This is a genomic window from Nocardia gamkensis NBRC 108242 (assembly GCF_001612985.1).
GTDB lineage: Bacteria > Actinomycetota > Actinomycetes > Mycobacteriales > Mycobacteriaceae > Nocardia > Nocardia gamkensis.
The window spans coordinates 110169-128808 of the sequence record NZ_BDBM01000007.1; the positions used below are offsets into that span (position 1 = coordinate 110169).

Genomic DNA, 18640 nt, shown 5'->3' on the forward strand with positions numbered 1-18640 from the left:
GAGGCCGCGAGTGCCTCGGGAGTTAGTTTTCGGGCTCCCTTACCGCAGAAGTCGAGCAGCGCATCCTCAAGTGGCGTGTCGGTCCGTGATGATCTCACAGGCAAATGATGCCTTGTGTGCGGACGATCATGGGCACTGCACCAAACATCGCCGAAAGATTGCCCCTCACTTCGGGTTCGGTGTACCCGTAGGCTCGATTCCGAGGCCCGGCGGCACTGCCGACGGGACGCGGCACCACTGAATCTTGAAGCGAGAGAGAGGATGTGATCACAAGATGGGCAGGCACAGCCGGTGTGGGGGATCGATCGATGCTGGTGTGGTGCTGGTCGGGATCGCGGTGATTGCGGTCGTCGTGGGGGCTGTCGTGCAGGTGACCCGTGGCTGTAGGCGAGCGTCCGATGTGCGCTCGCACTCCCAGAGGGGCACCGGTGCGTCCTAGGTCAGGTGGCGAGTTGGGTGGCAAGCCAGCGACGGAAAGCGGGATAGTCGGCGTCAGAGGTGACCCAGGTGGGGTGACCGGCGGGATCGACGCTCATGCGGGCGTCGGCAGCGACCAGGATGCTGGGGCGGGAGAGTTCGACGAAGGGAAGTTCGAGGGCGACGGTGAGGGTGAGCGGGTCGTGCTGCTTGCTGGCGGGGTAGCGCAAGCTGAACCAGCGTTCAAGGTGCGCGGCCAGCAGCCCGGCCCATTCCGGCCCATCGGGTGCAGCCAGGGCGGTGAAGAGGTCAGTGCTGGCACTGATCGCGATCTCGTCAGTAAACGTGACATCAGACAGCACAAGTGTGAGTTCTGGCGCTGTGGCGACGACGAAACGGGCGGCGTCGGGGTCGAGCCGGAAGTTGTGTTCGGCACGGGCGGGGTCTCGGTAGTTGATGGCACCGCCCATCTGGGTGATAACCAGTTGTCGCGCGAGGTCGGGGTCGGTGCGCAGGACTGCAGCAAGGTTGGTGAGCGGCGCACACCCGACCCAGCGAACCGGTCCGTCAGCATCCGTGCAGACAGCGCGGACAGCGGCAACGACGTCATCTGGCTGGGCGGCGACGCTGGTCGGCGTCAGCCCCTCGGCGACCCAGTCGCGGGTGTTGCCGAGGTCGGCGCCGGCCACAACGGCAACGTCGGGCCGTCCCAACAGGTCGAGCAAGTAGCGGGCGAGCCGTGCTCGCTGGCCGTTGTATTCGTCGGCAGTGATCACTAGCGCAAGCTCGGGCTGCCGGGCGGCGCAGGTGAGGGCGACGGCGTCGTCGGGGTCGCCGCCGATGTCGGTGTCCAGAATGATCGGAGTGCCCAGGACTCGTGGTGATGGGGGTCCGGCGGCACGGAGTTTGGCGGCAAGGGAGGAGTACTCGGGGTAGCGCGTGGCGAAGCCCAGCATTGCAGCGTATGCGGATTCGATGGTTTCGTCGGTGTCGTCATAGTCACCCATGGGGTGTTCCTTCCGGTGGAGCCGAGCCCGGCGATCGAGTGGTGAGTTCGAGTTGCTCTACGTAGCGCTCCTTATCGGCGAGTGAGAGCTGCTGGTAGCCCCGCCATGCCGCAGTGGTAGCGGCCTCACCGAGTTCGAGGTCGGTAATGACGGCGCGTAATCGGGGGATCAGATCCTTATCGGCGCGGCGGACGAACGAGTCCGCCAATGCGTTGAACGCAGGGTCACCGGTGTCGTGGCCGTGGGCCCATGATCGCACCCGTTGGGTGCAGGTACGGGCCTGTTCGGCCAGGTTGGGTTGGTAGTCGATACCGGCTTTGTCGAGTTCGGCGATGGTGCGGGCGCAGTTGGTGACGGTGCGCTGGGCGATGTCCATAATCGCGATCCGAACACCCCGATCGGCGTATTCGGGGGCAACGACCAGAGGATTGATCTGGTCGAGCGACGGGATCTCCCGGGCGTGGATGGGGCTGCCGCGGTTGTCGTGTCCGTGGGTGGTCGACATGATTCCGCGGAGCAGGTGCTCGAACACCACGGCCGGGTCCTTTTCGGCGTAGATTCTGGCCGGGTCGTCGGCTTCGGCCGGGAAGGTGCGTTCGGGCGATTGATGCAGGACGTGGCCAGTTTTGGCGTCCGGGTGTGGATCGCGTTCGGCTTGGACGTGGAACAGGTAGTGGCCGCTGTAGGTCGGTTTGGGGAATGCTGCGTTCAGTTGCTCCTGGATGGTGCCTTTGTGTCCGGAATCGACCAGGATGATGTGGGCGCCCGGGGTGGTGACCGGTAGCCCGCTGCGCACCAGATGCTTTCCGGTGCGCATGGAGGCACCAGGAATCTCAGCGGGGTCCGGCTTGTCTCGTACGCGAAACTGCTCAGGTAAGGAGAACGTCCGTTCTGCAGCATTCTCCTGATCTTGCAGTACAGCTTCGGTGGTTTTTCGTGACAGGTACACCGGTCGGCAATGTGATTCGTATAGGTCGGCGTCGAGTTCCTTGATGGCCATGCCGATGGTGCCACCGTCGCGGTAGACGATGCCTACCACTGCGTTGGGTTGCTCTGCGATCTCGCTGCGTACGCCGCGGAGCAACCGGATCGTGGCATCGACGGTAAATGGTGCCAAAGTCTCTGCGATGACATCCCGAGCCTTCGCGACCGCGCCGATCCGCTCAGGGGTATCGATACCGAAAACGGTGCACACTTCATCGAGTTGCTGCTCAGCGCGTGCGGCCGCGTCGGCCATGATCCGCTCCCGAGTGGACTCGAGCTGCGTGTCAGGCGCATCGTCAGAGGCTGATCGCAGCTCGGTGTCTCTGGTGGCGGTCTGATCGAAGGTCGGGGGAGCCGTGGTCTGTTCTGTAGCTTGCGCGTGGTCGCTGGACCCGGTGTCGGGTTCTCGCCTAATGGCGCCTGGATCGGGGTAGTCGTTTTGTCGTAGCCTTTCGGCGGCGGTGGTGAGAGGTGGATCGGCACCAGTCACCGGCCGCGCCGGGCGGTCATCGGATTTGCCTCGGGTGTCGACGTGCCACATCTTTTGGGCGTCGGTGGTGTTGTGGCCGTTGTCCAGCAAGCGTTGCCGCGTGGATGTCTCGTCCCCGGGTCCACGTTTGGATTGGTCGTCGTCGGGGTGATGGCGTGCATCGACGTTCATGGCGAGTCCTGAACGGTGGGATCGGTGATGAGGGAGAGCGGTCACCGAAGTGCCGAGAGAAGCTGGCCGGTTGCGTCGCGGAGCCGTCGGCATGAGGCGATGTGCCGGTAGGAGTCCGTAGCGGCGGGAGCTGTTGGTCGCTCGCCGCGCCGCTCGGTGGGGGAGCAGATTGCTCTTTGGGCACACGCCCGCAGGCATCGCCGGTCGGCCTATGCGTTGTGTACGGGAAACAGCAGCGACCATCACGGCTCACCCCGCAGCGGCGTCGGCGCATCGTCGGGCGCTTCAAGCAGGGACAACGGCCATCGCGTCAGCCCATTGAGGTGTGTCGTGGCATGACGAAGTCGTTGCTCGATCGAGTGGGCATGGCTGAGCCGCTCGATGCCGGTAGCCAGCACCATAGGATCGGGACCGGTCACGATGTGGGGATCGGCCCAGTTATCCGGGTGATCGTGAAGAAGGTCGCGCTGCTCGGCAACTGTCGCGCCCTGGAGGTGGAGTCCGCGCTGTGCCCATACGTCGGTGGCAGGGTGCGGTTGGTATGGGGGCACGGCGGGATCGTGCAGGGCGTACTCGACATCCGCCCAGCGGTATCTCCCTGCTTGCCAATGTGTTTCGTTATCCAAGCAGGCGGAGGCTGTGCGGCGGAGCGCTGCTGTGGCGAGTGCAGAAAGGTGGTCGGCGAGCTGGTGTGGTGGAAAGTAGATTGCTAGTCCGGTGTATCGCTGGTCGATTGCGGTCCGGATGCGGTAGGTGACGGCTTCGGTCACGATTGCTGGCTTGGCGCTGGCGGCCCATGCGGAGAGCCAGTCGGGGTTCGGCCGTGGACTAGGACGACCGACGAGGTGCGCGATCACCATCAGCTCGATCCATACCGTCAGCCGTGGGTCGTCGGCGAGAGCGTGGGCATGATGCAGATCTCGCAGGCTCAGCGGTGTCTCGCGTGGGGCCGGGGACAGCGCCGGTGTTGGGGCTGGTCGGCACGCTTCGCGGGATTCGCCGAGAGGAACGTCAATACGGATGGGGCGGTCCATGCCCTCGGTGAACACGACTGCGCGTCCGGCTGTTAACGAGACAAGGTGACGGGATTGGGATGGGTCGAGGTTCATGGTGGCACCAACGAGGTCGCGGTCCTCGGCGGCAGGTAAGCGGTGCACGATTTTCAGCGCGGTGTTCTTGACGACATCGGGGGAGATTTTGGTGGGGATCTGCTCGGCGACGAGAATTCCTTCGCCGTAGGCGCGGATCTCGGCCAGCAGCGCGGTGAACAACTCCACCGCATGCGCTGCGGGCGTGCCTGGTTCGGCTCGCCGCAGCAGGCGGTGGGCTTCTTCGACCACCATCACGTGACGTAACGCCGTTGAGGAATTGGTGCGGTGTACGCGCAGGTGTTCGAAGACACGGATGAGGATGGCGCCGATGAAGAAGGCTTTGTCGGTGTCGCTGCCGATGTCCTCGATCTCCAGCACCGCGTTGCGCGATAGCAAGTCCGCAACATCGAGGTGGTAGCCGCCTTCGAAAAATCGGCCAGGGGTGCCCAGGCGCAAGGCGCTGAGCCGAACGTCGATGAACCCGCGGACGTTGTCGGTGATTTCGCGGCCGTAGCCGATGCCATTGACGACGGACAGGGCGGTGGTCTGTAGGTCTGACAGCGTGGGATATTTCGGGGTGATCATCTCGTGGCGTGGTGCGCCGATCACCGTGTCCCAGCCGAGGTTGGTGTAGCAGGTGCTCAGGGCGTGCGCGAGCACCTGGGGGAACGGTTCGACAGCGTCGAATGCCGCCAGAAACAGTGCGCGCACGAGGTCGATGTGGGTTTGCAGCGCAAAGCTGGGCTCGGGTTCCAACGGGTTGAGCCCCACCGGTACCGCGTCGGGATCACCGGGCCGGATCCGGATCACTGGGGCGTCGATGCGCCCGGCCATGCCGGCGTACTCGGCTTTGGCGGGCTCGATCACCAGCCATGGCACCCCGGCGGAATACAACCCTTCGAGCAGATGCCGGACGGTTTGTGACTTGCCGGAGCCGGTAGCTCCGGCGACGAACCCGTGCCGGTTGAGGGTACCGAGGTCGACACCGAACCGCCCAACTGCGCTGTCGGAATCATCGAGGATCGCCCCGAGGTCGATCTCCCCATCGCGTTCAGGGGTCAGGTCGAAGGCGACGGGCTCGCACACCCGGATGCCGGGCAGTTCACGCCGTGGCGGCCGCGCCAATGCAGCGAGCAGCTCACCACTGGCCTTGAATGGGGAAGCGAATCCCGCACCGTTCGTGGTCGTTGATTCCCACGCCTGCCTCAGAGGCACCGCGTCCGATTGCGGGCTGAGTACGTAGGGCAGGGCATCCAAATCCGAGGAGCTGCAGAGCAAGCCAGCTGCGCGAGCGGTGCTAGTTTCGTCAGGGCCGCCGACGAGCACATGCACGGACCACATACCTGCTGCCCGTGCGCGGGACAGTTCTCGGTAGCGGGCCTCACCGCGTTGCAGCGCGATGCGGTCGGGTTCGGAGTTCTCCCGCGCCCGGAGTCGCGGCAGCCGCACTTCGAGCTCGGCCAGCTCGGCCTCGACATCGGTGTCCGGCAACGGCTGCGCGACGACCAGCCATACGAATGCGCCAGGAAGGTGAGCAATATAGTCCTCGAAACACCCTCGTAGCGGAACCTTCTCAGCTGGACTGGCTGACCACAGGGAGTCAGCGCGTCCACCGCAGCGGACCCAGACCGGCAACTGTGCCCATTGATAAACGACGTCGTCAACGTTTCGGGCGGTGGTGCCTGGCGGATACAGCACCCGAAGTTCTCCCGCTTCGGACGCTACTGGTGGAAACCGAGGATTGCCGCCCACCAAGACACGGATGGCTCGCCCCGCGGGTCGGCGGTCCCACGCGACTGCGAGCCCCGCCCCCGGACCTTCGCGAAGCAACTCGGGGTGCGCCGCCGTCAGGGCCGCGAACAGCGCTGCCCGCCCTTCACGCGCACTCTCGTCATGTTCGCTAGCAACTGCGGAGGGGACGGTCACGAGTTGATGGAAACGAAACTCCTGCAGCTTGTTCATGTTCGGCTCCGGGCAGGCTGCCGGGGTTTCGTGGCGACACGGTCGAGCAAGGCGATGCCGGGATTGCAGTCGCCAGCGAGCACTCGTCTGCCCTGGTCGCCAGTTTCCACGAGCACGAAAGCGGTCGTCGGCAGGGCCTGGAAAGTGATCGGTTCCACCGTGTATTCATAGGCTCGGGCGTAGGTGCGGCTTTGGGATACAGAATCGGAGTCCGACCAGCTGGTAGTGCGCGACCAGGTACTTGCCCGCGACAGTGAATCCGACACGCTGCCCGATCCGCCGGAGAAGCTGTCGGACGTCGTGGAGGTCACTGAGTCGCCGACGGTGTCAGAGCTACCTCCGGTAAAGCTACGGCCGATCTGCTCGGTCAGCTGCGATAGCACGAAATGGTGTCCCCGGCCAACGAAGTCCGCCGCTGCGCTTGCCTCGGCGGCATTCCCCAGCCGCATTACGATCGCCGCACTGTCACCGCCACCGAGCAGTTGAGCGAACTCCCCGCGAAGATGCTCAAGCATCAGGATCAACCGCACGCCGGCTCGGCTGGCGTGGCGGGCGAGTAGCTCCACGGCGGTCAGTCCGAGATGATCTACACCAGCGACTGCCAGCACGGCGCCCGAAGCGGTGTCTTCGCCAGCCCGGATTGCATGCAGCACTCGATGGAACACGATCCGATCCAGCAGGTCTTTGCTTCGCGCACTCGCGCCCCAAGTTGCGACGACCGATAACCCCGAGCGCGGCCACACGAGCGGGTTACCACCCAGCTCGGCGTCACGATCGGACAACAGCCCCAGCACACCGGCCAAGAATCGGAGTTCTTCACGCACTGATTCCGAGGACCCGACAGCATCCAGCAGTCGGTTGAGCCGCAGGATTTCGGTGGCGGACAACGACGTTTCGTACTCGGTGTCATAGATACTGCGCAGTACCCGCAGCCCCGCCGCGAGCCGCCCGAACGTCACTGGCGCCGTCAGTACTCCTGCCACCAATGTGACTAGTTCCGCATCCAACGCAGTGACCTGCACAGCGCGCCCGTCACCAGTCCGCAGCCCAGTCAAGGCTTCGGCTATCACCTCGCCGACATGCTGCGGCGACAGACCTTCGAGTAGGCCGACACCTGCATCGGGAAAATCAACAACCGACACGGCGTGGTCGCTAATACGCGCCAAAGCGGCGAGATCCCCAGCCACCTTCTGCTCGGTGAAATCCAGCACCAGTAATCGGGCATCCTCAGCCAGCAGTGACATGCCCAGCGTCCCCAGCAGGCTCGCCCAGCCGTCGGCAGTGCCTCCAAACACATCGACGCGCCGCACTCGTCTGCTCAAACCCACCGGATGCCACAATGCAGATGCCGACACCCGCAGCTGCTCGCGCCGCTCATGTTCGTTTACCTGTGCTGACCATTCGGCGTAAGCGCGTTTATATTTCGTGAGTTCACCCTCGCGCCAGCCCAGATAGATACGCCGCGCCGCGCCCGCCCGCAGCACCGCCTGCGCCCACCACCCAGCCGACACCACAATCCCCGCTGGCAGAACCACTGGCCATAACGCCAATCCCCACGCGGCTGCCAGTCCAGCTGCCCACACTGATACGACACACCCCGCGCCGAACACCTTTGGCGCTGCACTGGCGCGACGTTCCTCCCGCTGAACATGCGCAGGCAGCGGTGGATCAACCCACCGCGGCATCCGCGCCAGCAGCGGGCTCGGCTGTGGAGGGGAGGGGACCGTGAATTCCCACCCCCAACGCTCCCGCGGTACGGACAGACGTGTCGCAAGAGCAGGATGATCGATTACCGGCAAGCGATCCACGACAACCCCCAAACTTAGGCGTGGCGTAAACCGAATCGTCATTGAAGAATAACCGTGATCCGACTGGTTGTTGTCAAATTCGCGTGAATTAAAAGAACGACACTGGCGTAATCACTACGCCCGTGTTTCAAACTTGAACTCCGTAACATTTGCGTCTCCCAACCTCATAGCAGCGTCCTACTGCTGGCGGTAATTATGATCTCTAAAAACCATTGCTGATCAGCTCTTTTGGGCGGAGAGTGTCTTGCCCTGGGATCATGGATGCGGCGCTAACTTGCCCCCGCCGAGCCGTGCTGTGCACCTGTGCTTGCATTCGAAATTGCGTGAGTAATGCTCGGACTGCAGGGTTGCAAGGCGAAACTTAGACACCTCTGGCGAGGTGCAACGTGTAAGGCGGCGGAGATGGAACCGACCGGACTGCTGGCGGACCCCCAAGTCCGATGAAGTGACGTCTTAACACACACGGTGCACCGGGGTAGTCCCTCGTGCCGCACGGCAGCGATGTGGTCGATCATCAGTGATGCTTCGAAACACATGAAGCGGTTGGCGTCTCGCCATGTGTTGTCGGTGATCACACGTCGCCTGGTACGGCGCGCTCCAGCAGGGCGACGTCGGGCGCAGCGGCGACCGCCAGCCGTACTGTGCTGGAGGAGATTTGGCGAATCAAGTAGGGGACTAGGATCTACGACTACTTCGAGGTCGCGGTCATCGGTTACCGAGCAGGTGTTGGCACTGCTCTGCATCGCCCGCTCCTAAGCTCGATGCTGCTGGTGAGTCGGTCCGTGCTGAGTTAATGTGAAGGCACCGCCGAAACTGTTCGAAGAACTGAAGCAGAACAGTGCTGATTCGGTGATCAACTAAAGTGATGTGCTAGGCTCGGCCGGAACCGCTTGAGGAGGCGACGATGGAGCTTGGCCGTCGGTGGGCGCTTGAGACGCTCGGTGAGTACGGACCGCGGATTCGCGAAGAGATCGCTGAGATGGTCAGGGCCGAGCATGTAGCTTCGGTGGATGCCCAAGAGGCGTCGGGTCACCGATCTCAGAGCGTGTACGGAGAGTTCTGGCGCGGCATCCTGGAGCGGTTTGAACAGCTCGGCGAGCTGCCGGGAGTCGTGCTGGTTCGTCCCGGACAAGCGCCGTACAAAATTCCCGTTGTCAATGGTGTCGCCTTGTTCCCATGGCGGTTCGGGAAGAGCGCTACGGACGAGCCCGAGGGTGTCCTGTTCGGAACTTCTGATGCCAGAATCGCGGCAGCGAACCTCAAGCCCGTTGCCGAGCAGGGAGTTCTCGACTTTGATCTGCCAGACCCCGGCTTGACTGCGGAGGAGAGGGAGTTCTTCAAAACGTTGCAGGACGTCGTCAAGCTTCCCGCCGTAACAACTGGCCGGCTGGTCGTCGTCGCCATCTCTAGTTCGGTCCGCGGACTGCACTTGGTCCAATGGGGTGAGGTGACGTTGACGGACGACGGCAACATCCTGTGGACCGGGGCCCGCGAGAGCCTGATGAAAGTCTCCTACTCGCGCCCTGCTTCCACAGCACCGACTGGCGACTTCACGACAGGTGCTGTGCCCCAGAAGCTGAAGCCGGCGGAACCGGACGCTGTGAACTCCGAGAACGATGAGCGACGATAGGCGGAACCAAGCGGAGTTGGAGCTATTCGTCAATGACGACTGGCCCCGGCTCGGTGACATCCTCCAAAGCTTGGAGCCTGCCCGCCTGACGCAGGCCAGAGTCCTCGCTGAGCTGACCAAAGCCGAACTAGCGGAACGGATTGGTGTCTCGGCTGCGGCGATCGGTCAGTACGAGGCTGGTGCAAGTCGGCCACGCGGTGAACTGCTGCCCACCATATCCAAGGTGCTGAAGGTACCCGTCGAGTACTTCGCCGCTGGTCGCCCGCTGGGCCGGTTGGATGCAGCGAATGCGCACTTTCGCAGTTTGCGCTCGACCAGGGCGAAGGATCGTGCGAAGGCCGCAGCACATGCTGAGCAGGTGTGGGAGCTGACTTACGCGCTTGAAAAGCGCGTTCGCTTTCCCGATCCCGATGTACCAGCTGTCGAGGAAGGTACCTCGCCGATCGAGGCCGCTCACCGCCTGCGACATCATTGGGGTATCGGTAGAGGCCCGGTCTCGCACCTTGGTGCGCTGATGGAGTCGCGCGGCATCGTGGTGTGCCTTATTGCGATGACAAACGACGCTGTGACACGGGTTAGCGCCTACTCGACGGATGCGTTGGGGCGGCCACTGGTAATCATCACGCCGGAGCGAGTGAAGTCGGTGTACCGGTTCCGCTTCACGTGCGCGCATGAGTTGGGTCACCTCCTGCTGCACCCGAATCCACTGCCTGGGGACCGGCAGCAGGAGCGTGAAGCTGACCAGTTCGCTGCGGAGTTCCTCACGCCGCGGAGCGAGATCGAGCCACTGCTGCCAAAATCTGTGCGGATAGCCCTGCTGGAGAAGCTTAGTCGGCAATGGGGTGTGTCGGTGGAGTCGTTGATCTATCGCATGGGCGAGTTGAATCTTGTGTCTGAGACATCTATCCGACGAGCCCATCAGCGCTTGGCGGGTATGGCAGATCTTCGCCGCGACGAACCTCTCACAGCCTACCCCGGTGAGTTTCCGACTCTGCTCCGCGACGCTCTAGACCTAGCGGCGCGACATGGTTTCAGCCGAACTGACCTCGCACGCGAGCTGTGTTGGAGTGAAGAGAACTTGACCGATGTGCTCGGTGATGTCGACGCCAGGCCTCAACTAAGAGTTGTCAAGTGATGAGATTGCCCCGGTCTTCCGGAGCAATCTCAACCCTTGCAGGCGGTTTCGCACGAATCGGCCGCGCCACCGGGCCACGGTCTGCTCCCGCGTCCTCAACACCGCAGCTACCTGCTTGTTGGATACGCCCTCGGCGCAGGCCAGAACGATCCGCGCCCGAAAAGCCACCGCCTGCGCGGTTTTCGACCGCCGCGCCCACCGCTGCAACGTCGCGCGTTCTTCCTCGGTCAACACCAGCCCGGCCTTCTTACGCCCCAGGCCGCGGGCTATTGGTCAATCCGTCGAGCCACGACTCTATGAAACGCTGGCGCCATTTGCCCACTGTCGCCGCCGTCACTCCCAGATCTGCGGCGACCGCGCCGATATGGACGCGACCACCGCCGCCTACCGCCGCGCCTCCACCAAGCCGGAGACTCCGCCATCCTGCGCGCGACCGCAGTTGTCCGCCTCGCACGCCGATGGTCGGATCCGGGCCGCCCGGACGAGCGCATATTGCTCCTACTGCATGAAGTTGCCGAAGTCCTCGATCCGCTACGTCACGCTGATCCGGACGGCCGGCGACTGTGGCAGCAGATCAGCGCCCACTTGGCACACAAGGCGACCATGGTGCTGTCCGGCGACGTCTCGGGCCCTGACGGCGCCACCATGGCGACGGCGGTGCTCGCGGAGGCGAACCCGAGCGACCTGCCCGACGTCGCGTGCGACGTTCCCACCGAATGCCATTGGGGTCTATGGTTTCACACCACCCATCGAGCTGAGGATGCTGAGCGTCCGACTCAACGATGCCGCAGCACGCGCAGGGTCGGACCATTTTGAGGGAGAATCCCTGATCGCGACCGTCATCGATCAGCTCTGTGCCCTGATGGAGCGCGCGAATGACTTGAAATCTCTACCGCGGCATGGCTGGCCGGTGCCGGTGCTCGCTCTCGTCGCCGAGACGATCAGCAGCATATATCGAACCAGCAAGCGCACCACCGAGATCACGCACATCGCCCGGCACACCGACGACCTGCTCACCCCGCACGACGGTGAGCTCGTCCTCAGCGGATGGCCCGCGGTTCTCCTCGGGCCCGTTGGACGAACTCGCACATGGCTTGCCCTCGCCCTCGGCGACACCGCCACCGCACTAGCCCACCTCGATTCCTGCGCCACACTGGTCGCCCGGGCCCCGGCACAACTGGCCTGGCACCGCTAACCAGCACACCAGAGCGCTTGCGAGCGCGGGACCCCAACATGAGAGTCGAGCACGCCAGCTGTTGACACAGGCTCGGACGGTCGCCGGCGGTCGAGGACTGCTCACTCTTCAACGCGCTATCTCGAACCTCGATCCGCAGATCAGCGGCTTCAGCGACGGTGACGATCCAGCGGCACGACACACGCTGCATTGCGAATGACCGCAGGTGCGTAGCCGTGGCGCTGCTGGTCAGGGTCAGAGGAACAGTTGTGTTCCGCTCGCTGCGAGTCGCGGTCCATCGCGACGGCAGGGAAAGACGCTGCGGGCAGCCGCTTTGCGAGCTTCCCTTCGAGCACGGCAGAGGGGTTGGGTGTAATCGACCGACACGGCTAACTGGCGCAAGTCTCCAGTCGCTAAGCATGTGATGCGGTCGGTTTTGTGAACCCCAAAGGTTGTTGCCAGTAAACTTCGCTCCCGCTTCAAACAATCCGTTCGGGCCGCAGCAACGAAGATCGGAGGACGGCACCTCAGCGGCTGAAGCTGGGCCTACTAGGTGTTAGTGCAGAATACTAGGAATTACCGAACCGTCCAGTCCGGATTCGGCAATCCGTGAGCACTCATTGTTATCGACCACAATTCAAAATACTGAAGCGTCAAGCCTGGCTCCGGGCCCCTATTTGGTCTACGATCTCTAGGAGACACGTGATGCCCACTCAAATGCGGTGCTCTGTCACATCGATGGGGGTTCTGCTGCGCGGAGATCATATATGCCTGCCCGGCTGGCGAGTGATCGAAGTTGGCACGCACGACGGTGATGAGAGTAACTAATGGACGCTACTGGTAATGAAGACGAGCTGGATAAGCTGCGCCCTCGCGACCCATCTGGCAGTCAGCCTTCGACGGAACTACGCCTCCGTCGGGTGGCGCGCACTTTGGGTCAAAACCCGCCCCTCATCAACCTAATCCGGCAGTGTTATCGCAATAACGTGCGAGATCAGAGCCGACTTCAACGCGCTGAGCGGCTGCTTGATCACATACGTGATCAGGCCGCTGCGCTGCCGCAGGACGAACTGTCGGCGCTTCCCGATATCTTGTACTTCTCGGCGCAGCATCGATTGGCTGCAGAGCATGGGATCGTTCTGCCTGTATACAATGTTGCGCTAAGCTATCTCGATAATGTGCAACTCCCATGGGCGGACCTCATCACAGGCCGGCCGAGCCCCGAGCCCGCCAAAACGTGGTCGCTACTGGGTCGCTCGATTGGATTTCCGATTGGGGTACCGGCTTCGGCGCTTACGGCCAACTCATTCTGGCTGTATTTCTACGCGCGCCATGGCTTCAACGTCCTCACCTACAAGACTGTTCGGACGCGCGGTCATGCCGGGTACGAAAAGCCTAACTGGGTGCTGACGCCTCAGGCAGACACACCCTTTCCTGTCGAAACACCATTCCGTCGGACCATTGTTGCCGACCCGGATTCGTGGGTGCCAGCGGGAAAAGGGGTGTCAACAGTCAATTCGTTCGGGGTGCCCAGTTCGGATCCTGACGAATGGAAGGCCGATATAGCGGAAGCGCAGCGGCTCTTACGCTCCGACCAGTGTCTCATAGTAAGTGTCGTCGGAGATATTTATCAGGATAGCGAGCGTACTCGCCGTGCGCTGATCGAGGATTACGTTCAGGCTGCCCTGCATGCTGAGGAAGCGGGCGCCGAACTGATTGAACTTAATCTTTCGTGCCCGAATTCGCTCGATATCTCGCAACGCAGAATGCGTGATCCTGTATGCTTTAGCGTCGAGCTGACTCGCGATATTGTCGAGGCTGTCCGAAGGCGGCTAGATCCTGATACGAAGATTATCGCTAAGTTGGCCTACCTCCCAAAGGCTAAGCTTGCGGAGCTCATAGGCAGTATTGGGCGATACATCGATGCGGTAGCGGGAATCAACACACTTCAAGTTAGCGCTATCACAAGCTCGAATGACTACACCTTCCCTGGTCGGCCGCAGGCGGGATTGTCGGGACGGGCGATTGCAAACTACGCACTGGAGTTCGTGCGCAATCTCTCGTCACTGAAAGTCGATCTCGGCTACGACTACGACATAATCGGAATGGGCGGAGTGACGAACGCTGAATCGTTCAAAGCGATGTATGACGCAGGATGTACGGTCGTTCAATCTGCAACTGGATCGTTCGCGAACCCGCGACTGGCGGTCGAGTGCGTGGAGGCCTTCGGAACAGCGCTCCCGTTTACCGCAGGAATGAATGACCCGGGCATCAAGAAAAAGCTGACTCGGTCGCTCCTGGATCTCGTTGAGCATGCGAAAGGGGCTACGGACAAGTATGCTCTTGCCGCCGAAATGCCGGTCGCACCAAGTCTCACCTACGCTGTGCTGGATCAGATGGAGGAAGCTGGCTTATTGAAGAAGCGGAGCTCGCGGCGTGGTCATCGGTTCTATGAGATCGGCTCTTCCGTGGTATAGCCTGTAGCTGGATTTAGCAGATTCAGCGGAGGGGCTCCACAGTTGACAGTTGAGTACGGCCTGATCGCGCTTTGTTGCTCCACCGTAATTCTGGCAGCGCTTGTAGTCACTTTGGACGTCCTACGTTACCGTGGAACCCTAGGCCCGGTTGATTATTTGACCTATACCCTCTGGTGTGTGCTACTCGGCGTTCTCGGTGCGGGTGTCTACGGTATGGCTATCGGGGCGAGTGTCCCGCTTAGTGGCGGACAGGAGACCGCAGCGCTCATAACGGGCATCCCCTTTGCCATATCCGCCCAGATCGCAGCAGCTCGGAAGATGACCCGTAATGAGTCCCGATGAGGCCCCGAACCCTAATGCTGACACCGCTTCATCCGGCGAAGTAGTAGCGACACCCGGCGAACCGGCAGGTCATGTGCAGGCTGGGACCCGTGATAGGCTACTGGCCTCCCTCAATGGCCAAGCAAAGGCCGTGGGACGGGTTCGCCAAGCGCTCTCGTTCGTCACCCTGACGGTGGACAAACTAAATGAGGCGAGAGATCGGAGCCGCCTCGATCGTATGCGATCACATTGCGTGAAATGGGCCGACGAACTGCTGGCGGTGGCCGGCGATCGCGCACCTGAAATGTTCGCTGAGGAGTATCTCCATGGCCGCGTGTACGGCCGCGAAATATACAGTGAAGCTGATAAATCGAAGCGACGGCGCGGCCTGCTGAGGATCGCATCAGATAATGGTTTGTCTCCGCGTGATCAATTGCGTCAAATATTCGCTAAGATACAGGCATATGGTGACTCTTCATTCCTCACAGAGCGTCGTATCCGGGCAATCGAAGCGGAATGGCGGCGGCGCCTCCTGTAGCTTCCATGCGATAGCGTGTTGCGAACGGTATAACATTCATGTACAGTACATGAATGAATGGTCGATAGGCAGAATAATCATATCACACCCTGGGCCGCTGGGCTAAATTTTGAATTGGAAAGCTTTTCTGATGACGAATTATTTCGGTTCGCGTTAGAGGCTTTGCATCGAATTCGGAGCCCTGGGCCATTGGAAGCGTTCGAGACCGGACGGAAGTGTCATAGGTTTTCTCATCCTGAGATTGAGAATCAACGATGCCTAGCACTGGGGGATATTTGCGAGGAATCCCCTCTCGTGGCGCGTCAGACATTCCATGGGTTTGTAATTTCAGAGGACCGTATGCTGCGCGGTGAGGCTCTTCACTACATACCGGACAAGTTAGCGAAACTGGATCGCGATTATGCGCTTAAGCTACTTGGTATCTTGTGTCAAGACCATGATGCGGACATCGCCGCAGTCGCTCGCGACTACTATGATGAACTGATGCAGACGCTGCCTCCCGAGCGTTGAATTCTCGCTCCATTTCACCTCGCGCATCGTCGAGCTGGGTGGTAACCCGCTCGTGTGGCCGCGCTCGGGATTATAGGTCGTCGCAACTTGGGGCGCGAGTGCGCGAAACAAAGACCTGCTGGTCGAACCAGCGTTCAAGATGGCGGCCGTGTGGGGGTTGGCATCGCTACGCTGGACGCACGAAGTGAAGATCGTCCGTCGCGTCGCTCGTGACAGGCCGACGAAGAATGTCGCTGTGGATTGTTCGGGGTCTATCCCGCTGAACACGCGCAGGCAGCGGCGGATCAACCCACCGCGGCGTCCGCGCCAGTAGGGGGCCTGCGTTGTGGCGCCCGGTGGGCCACCAGTAATTGGGCATCTTCGGTCAGCAGTGACATGCCTAATGTGCCCAATAGGCTCCCATTGATCGTTACGGCTTGGCCCTACGCCTGACTTAGGGAGGCAGGCTCTAGGAGCAGGTGCGATCAGTGCGAAGTGGGACCGAGCGCTCTGGCGCGCAGTGTCGTGCTACCCGATGTCTGTGGTACATGTCGGGTTCGGGTGAGTGGGTCTACGACGCGGGGATCGCCTTCGGTTAGATCACTGTGCGTCGCGTCTATGGCCAACGCGCAAAGCGAAGCAGTGGATCCATGACTGGCATTCGTTTGGTGCGCCTGAGATGCGGCCCGCGAAACCGGCATCCCTTGAGAGCTTGCACCGCAATATTTCCGCATCCCCGCGCAGGCATGAGCAATGCACCGTCCCCATATCCGATACTTGGTCATGGCTCTCCTTCTTGTAGCGCTCACCGTTGCGCTCCTCGTCGTCGCTATTCGCCTATGGCGGGGGTTCGGTCTGGCGTCTCACGCCGACACGACCGAACGGTGCACAAGGTGTGGCGCCTACGGCGGAGGGACCCACTGCCCACAATGCTCACAGGACGTACGCGACCGCGCGCAACCTATGGGCGCTGCATCAGTCTCGCGCTCATCCATTGCGGACTTGGTGGATCACGAACCGAAACCGATTGTCCAGAGGTACGGTCGCCCATCGTCTGGAACGCGAAATGCAACACCGCAACCGGTGATCGTCGAGCCGCTGAAGCTCAACACACATCGCAGCATGAGGTGGCCTGCAGATACGAAGTGCCCGTCGTGCGGATCGCCGCGCCTGCCGTCGATGCCACCAGGGCCACAGCGAGTTCTACCTCAGTCTCCTTACTGCCGCAGGTACCCCCATGTACCGGCAGGGTGGGGGACAACATGCTCCTGCGCGCAATGCAGTGCAGCAAAGCCTCAGCTGTCACCAGTGAGCAGTACCCAGCGGTTGGGAGGACCTCCAGCCCCATCGTTTACACCGCCGCCCGGTCAGACGCCGGAGCCGGTCTACCGAAACCCGCTTCTGCCGGACTCGTACTTCCTGAATCCGATGTTGCCGCGGAGTACACACATCCCCAGTTACGACCCGCCAGGTGGGGTGTATCGGAATCCGATGATCCCGGACTCGATGCACCGCAACACGATGATTCCAGATTCGGTCTACATGAACCCGATGCTGCAAGCGCTTGGGTACCACCATCCCAATCCGTTCATTGATCGAACGCTCAAGCGAAGTTAGCGTTGGCACCGGCCATTCAGGTCTACGCGCTCGAAACGATTGGGACCGATGGCCGCCTAGGAGCTGCGGGAATCCTAGTTCGCCTTGTGATACGCCTCGATGACGTCCGCCTGAATCCGTCCGCGGCTGGAAACTTCGTAGCCGTTCTGACGGGCCCACTCACGGATCGCCTGGGTCTGCTCGCGGCTTGTCGCCGGCCGGGCCACGCTCTTGCCCTTGGGGATACGTCCCACCTTGCGGGCATGTGGCTTCCACTGCTCGAAGAACCCGCGGAGCGCGCTGGCGTTCAGGACGGACAGGTCGATCTCGTAGGCCGTGCCGTCGAGTCCGAAGACGACGGTCTCCTCGGCCTTGGACTTGCCGTCGTAGTCGTCGACCAGCTCGACGGTGACCTTCCTTGCCACGTACTTACCCCTTCATGTTTGTCAGACTGCCGGAACAGGCAAGCGTAGACGGTGACCGAGAGGGCTCCTGCACGCGACATGCAGTAACTCACCGCACGACTCCTAGACGGTGACGCCCGCGGGCAGCCGCACCAGCGAGCGGACGGCGATCAGGTCATCGTGCCGGTAGCTTTCCACTTGATTACGTACCCAGTCACCGGATCACGGGTGACGACAGTGCGATTGGCCCGCGAGACCCGCCAGGCGTGTGGGATGTGCTGCTCGCTCAACCGGCCCGACGTCTCGTGGGTCAAGCTGTCACCGTCGAACAATACGGTCGGCACCGCAATCATCGGGATGATCCCGAACCGATCGCCGGACACATTCTCGAAATCATGGACCTGGTCCGAGGCGTCGAACGGCAGCGAGTAGCTGATGATGTCATCGCGCCGAGCGCCTTTGCCAGCAATGTCGATCATGCCGCAGGTGCCGTCGACTTGGACTGTGCCCGCATGGATCACCCGCGCCTTGCTGGCCAGGTCTCGAACCGAGATCATGTGTCGTCCACATGAGCGGCGATCAGGTCAGCTTGTATCAGTCGGCGTCCAACGTGGCGCCCACCCCCGAAGCTATCGCAGCAGCGACGGTTCCACCGCTGCATATTCAGGCAAGTGCAACGGGGTGGTGTGACCCCTAATCTTTCGGTTTGTTTCAGCGTGTTCTGTGGCTGGGATTGGCAATTTCTGGTTTAAGCAACACCCGGTCCACTGGCCGGTTACTCTTCTATTGTTAACGCATTCGGATCTCGGTTGCTATGCTGGAGTGTAAGCTTCCGCGAGGTAACCAGGCCGGATGACCTCAGTAGTATCCAAAGACTCTTGTCGTCACGCGAACGAGACCGAGCGGGCTTCTGAGGAATTTTACAAATATGCGCACCGAGAGGTCA

General features: G+C 61.8%; 13 protein-coding genes. 6 read left to right on the forward strand and 7 right to left on the reverse strand.

Annotated elements, in window-relative coordinates; genetic code table 11:
* Window positions 1-440: 440 nt before the first annotated feature.
* From NG1_RS08215 to NG1_RS08230, 4 genes are all read right to left on the reverse strand, one after another.
* Window positions 441-1424 carry a nucleoside hydrolase gene (locus tag NG1_RS08215; RefSeq protein ID WP_062969449.1) on the reverse strand — a complete coding sequence of 328 codons (984 nt, stop codon included), beginning with the start codon at window positions 1422-1424 and terminating at the stop codon, window positions 441-443.
* Entirely contained in the window at window positions 1417-3069 is a 1653-nt protein-coding gene (locus NG1_RS08220) for a hypothetical protein (protein WP_062969450.1), read from the reverse strand. Before NG1_RS08220 ends, NG1_RS08215 begins: the two co-directional genes overlap by 8 nt.
* 242 nt (window positions 3070-3311) lie before the next feature.
* Complete coding sequence (locus NG1_RS08225; RefSeq protein WP_062969451.1) at window positions 3312-6122, reverse strand: ATP-binding protein; 2811 nt, start codon at window positions 6120-6122, stop codon at window positions 3312-3314.
* Window positions 6119-7657 carry a hypothetical protein gene (locus tag NG1_RS08230; RefSeq protein WP_157113922.1) on the reverse strand — a complete coding sequence of 513 codons (1539 nt, stop codon included), beginning with the start codon at window positions 7655-7657 and terminating at the stop codon, window positions 6119-6121. Before NG1_RS08230 ends, NG1_RS08225 begins: the two co-directional genes overlap by 4 nt.
* Window positions 7658-8834: 1177 nt before the next feature.
* Here NG1_RS08230 and NG1_RS08235 point away from each other — a divergent pair.
* On the forward strand, window positions 8835-9560 hold the full coding sequence (locus tag NG1_RS08235; protein ID WP_062969453.1) for a hypothetical protein: 726 nt from the start codon (window positions 8835-8837) through the stop codon (window positions 9558-9560).
* The gene (locus tag NG1_RS08240) at window positions 9547-10695 is read left to right on the forward strand and encodes a helix-turn-helix domain-containing protein (RefSeq protein ID WP_062969454.1); all 1149 of its coding nucleotides are present in this window, start codon (window positions 9547-9549) and stop codon (window positions 10693-10695) included. The genes NG1_RS08235 and NG1_RS08240 overlap by 14 nt, the downstream gene beginning before the upstream one ends.
* Here the strand turns inward: NG1_RS08240 and NG1_RS38770 are convergent.
* Window positions 10678-10929, reverse strand: coding sequence for a helix-turn-helix domain-containing protein (locus NG1_RS38770; protein WP_168434134.1), 252 nt, complete (start codon window positions 10927-10929; stop codon window positions 10678-10680). The two genes, NG1_RS08240 and NG1_RS38770, sit on opposite strands and share 18 nt — an antisense overlap.
* 646 nt (window positions 10930-11575) lie before the next feature.
* Between NG1_RS38770 and NG1_RS08245 the strand changes: the two genes are divergently transcribed.
* The 4 genes from NG1_RS08245 to NG1_RS36500 all read left to right on the forward strand — a co-directional run bounded on the left by NG1_RS08245 (window position 11576) and on the right by NG1_RS36500 (window position 15715).
* On the forward strand, window positions 11576-11890 hold the full coding sequence (locus tag NG1_RS08245) for a hypothetical protein (protein WP_157113923.1): 315 nt from the start codon (window positions 11576-11578) through the stop codon (window positions 11888-11890).
* 965 nt (window positions 11891-12855) lie between these two features.
* A complete protein-coding gene (locus tag NG1_RS35300) occupies window positions 12856-14346 on the forward strand; it encodes a beta/alpha barrel domain-containing protein (protein ID WP_169812342.1) in 1491 nt (496 codons plus the stop codon).
* 328 nt (window positions 14347-14674) lie between these two features.
* Window positions 14675-15205 carry a hypothetical protein gene (locus NG1_RS36495; protein WP_157113924.1) on the forward strand — a complete coding sequence of 177 codons (531 nt, stop codon included), beginning with the start codon at window positions 14675-14677 and terminating at the stop codon, window positions 15203-15205.
* Window positions 15206-15499: 294 nt separating this feature from the next.
* On the forward strand, window positions 15500-15715 hold the full coding sequence (locus NG1_RS36500) for a hypothetical protein (RefSeq protein WP_157113925.1): 216 nt from the start codon (window positions 15500-15502) through the stop codon (window positions 15713-15715).
* 1670 nt (window positions 15716-17385) lie between these two features.
* Here NG1_RS36500 and NG1_RS08255 read toward each other — a convergent pair.
* Together NG1_RS08255 and NG1_RS08260 are read right to left on the reverse strand one after the other, a co-directional pair.
* Window positions 17386-17715 carry a histone-like nucleoid-structuring protein Lsr2 gene (locus NG1_RS08255; protein ID WP_062969457.1) on the reverse strand — a complete coding sequence of 110 codons (330 nt, stop codon included), beginning with the start codon at window positions 17713-17715 and terminating at the stop codon, window positions 17386-17388.
* A gap of 149 nt (window positions 17716-17864) precedes the next feature.
* Window positions 17865-18251 carry a hypothetical protein gene (locus NG1_RS08260; RefSeq protein WP_062969458.1) on the reverse strand — a complete coding sequence of 129 codons (387 nt, stop codon included), beginning with the start codon at window positions 18249-18251 and terminating at the stop codon, window positions 17865-17867.
* Window positions 18252-18640: the final 389 nt, after the last annotated feature.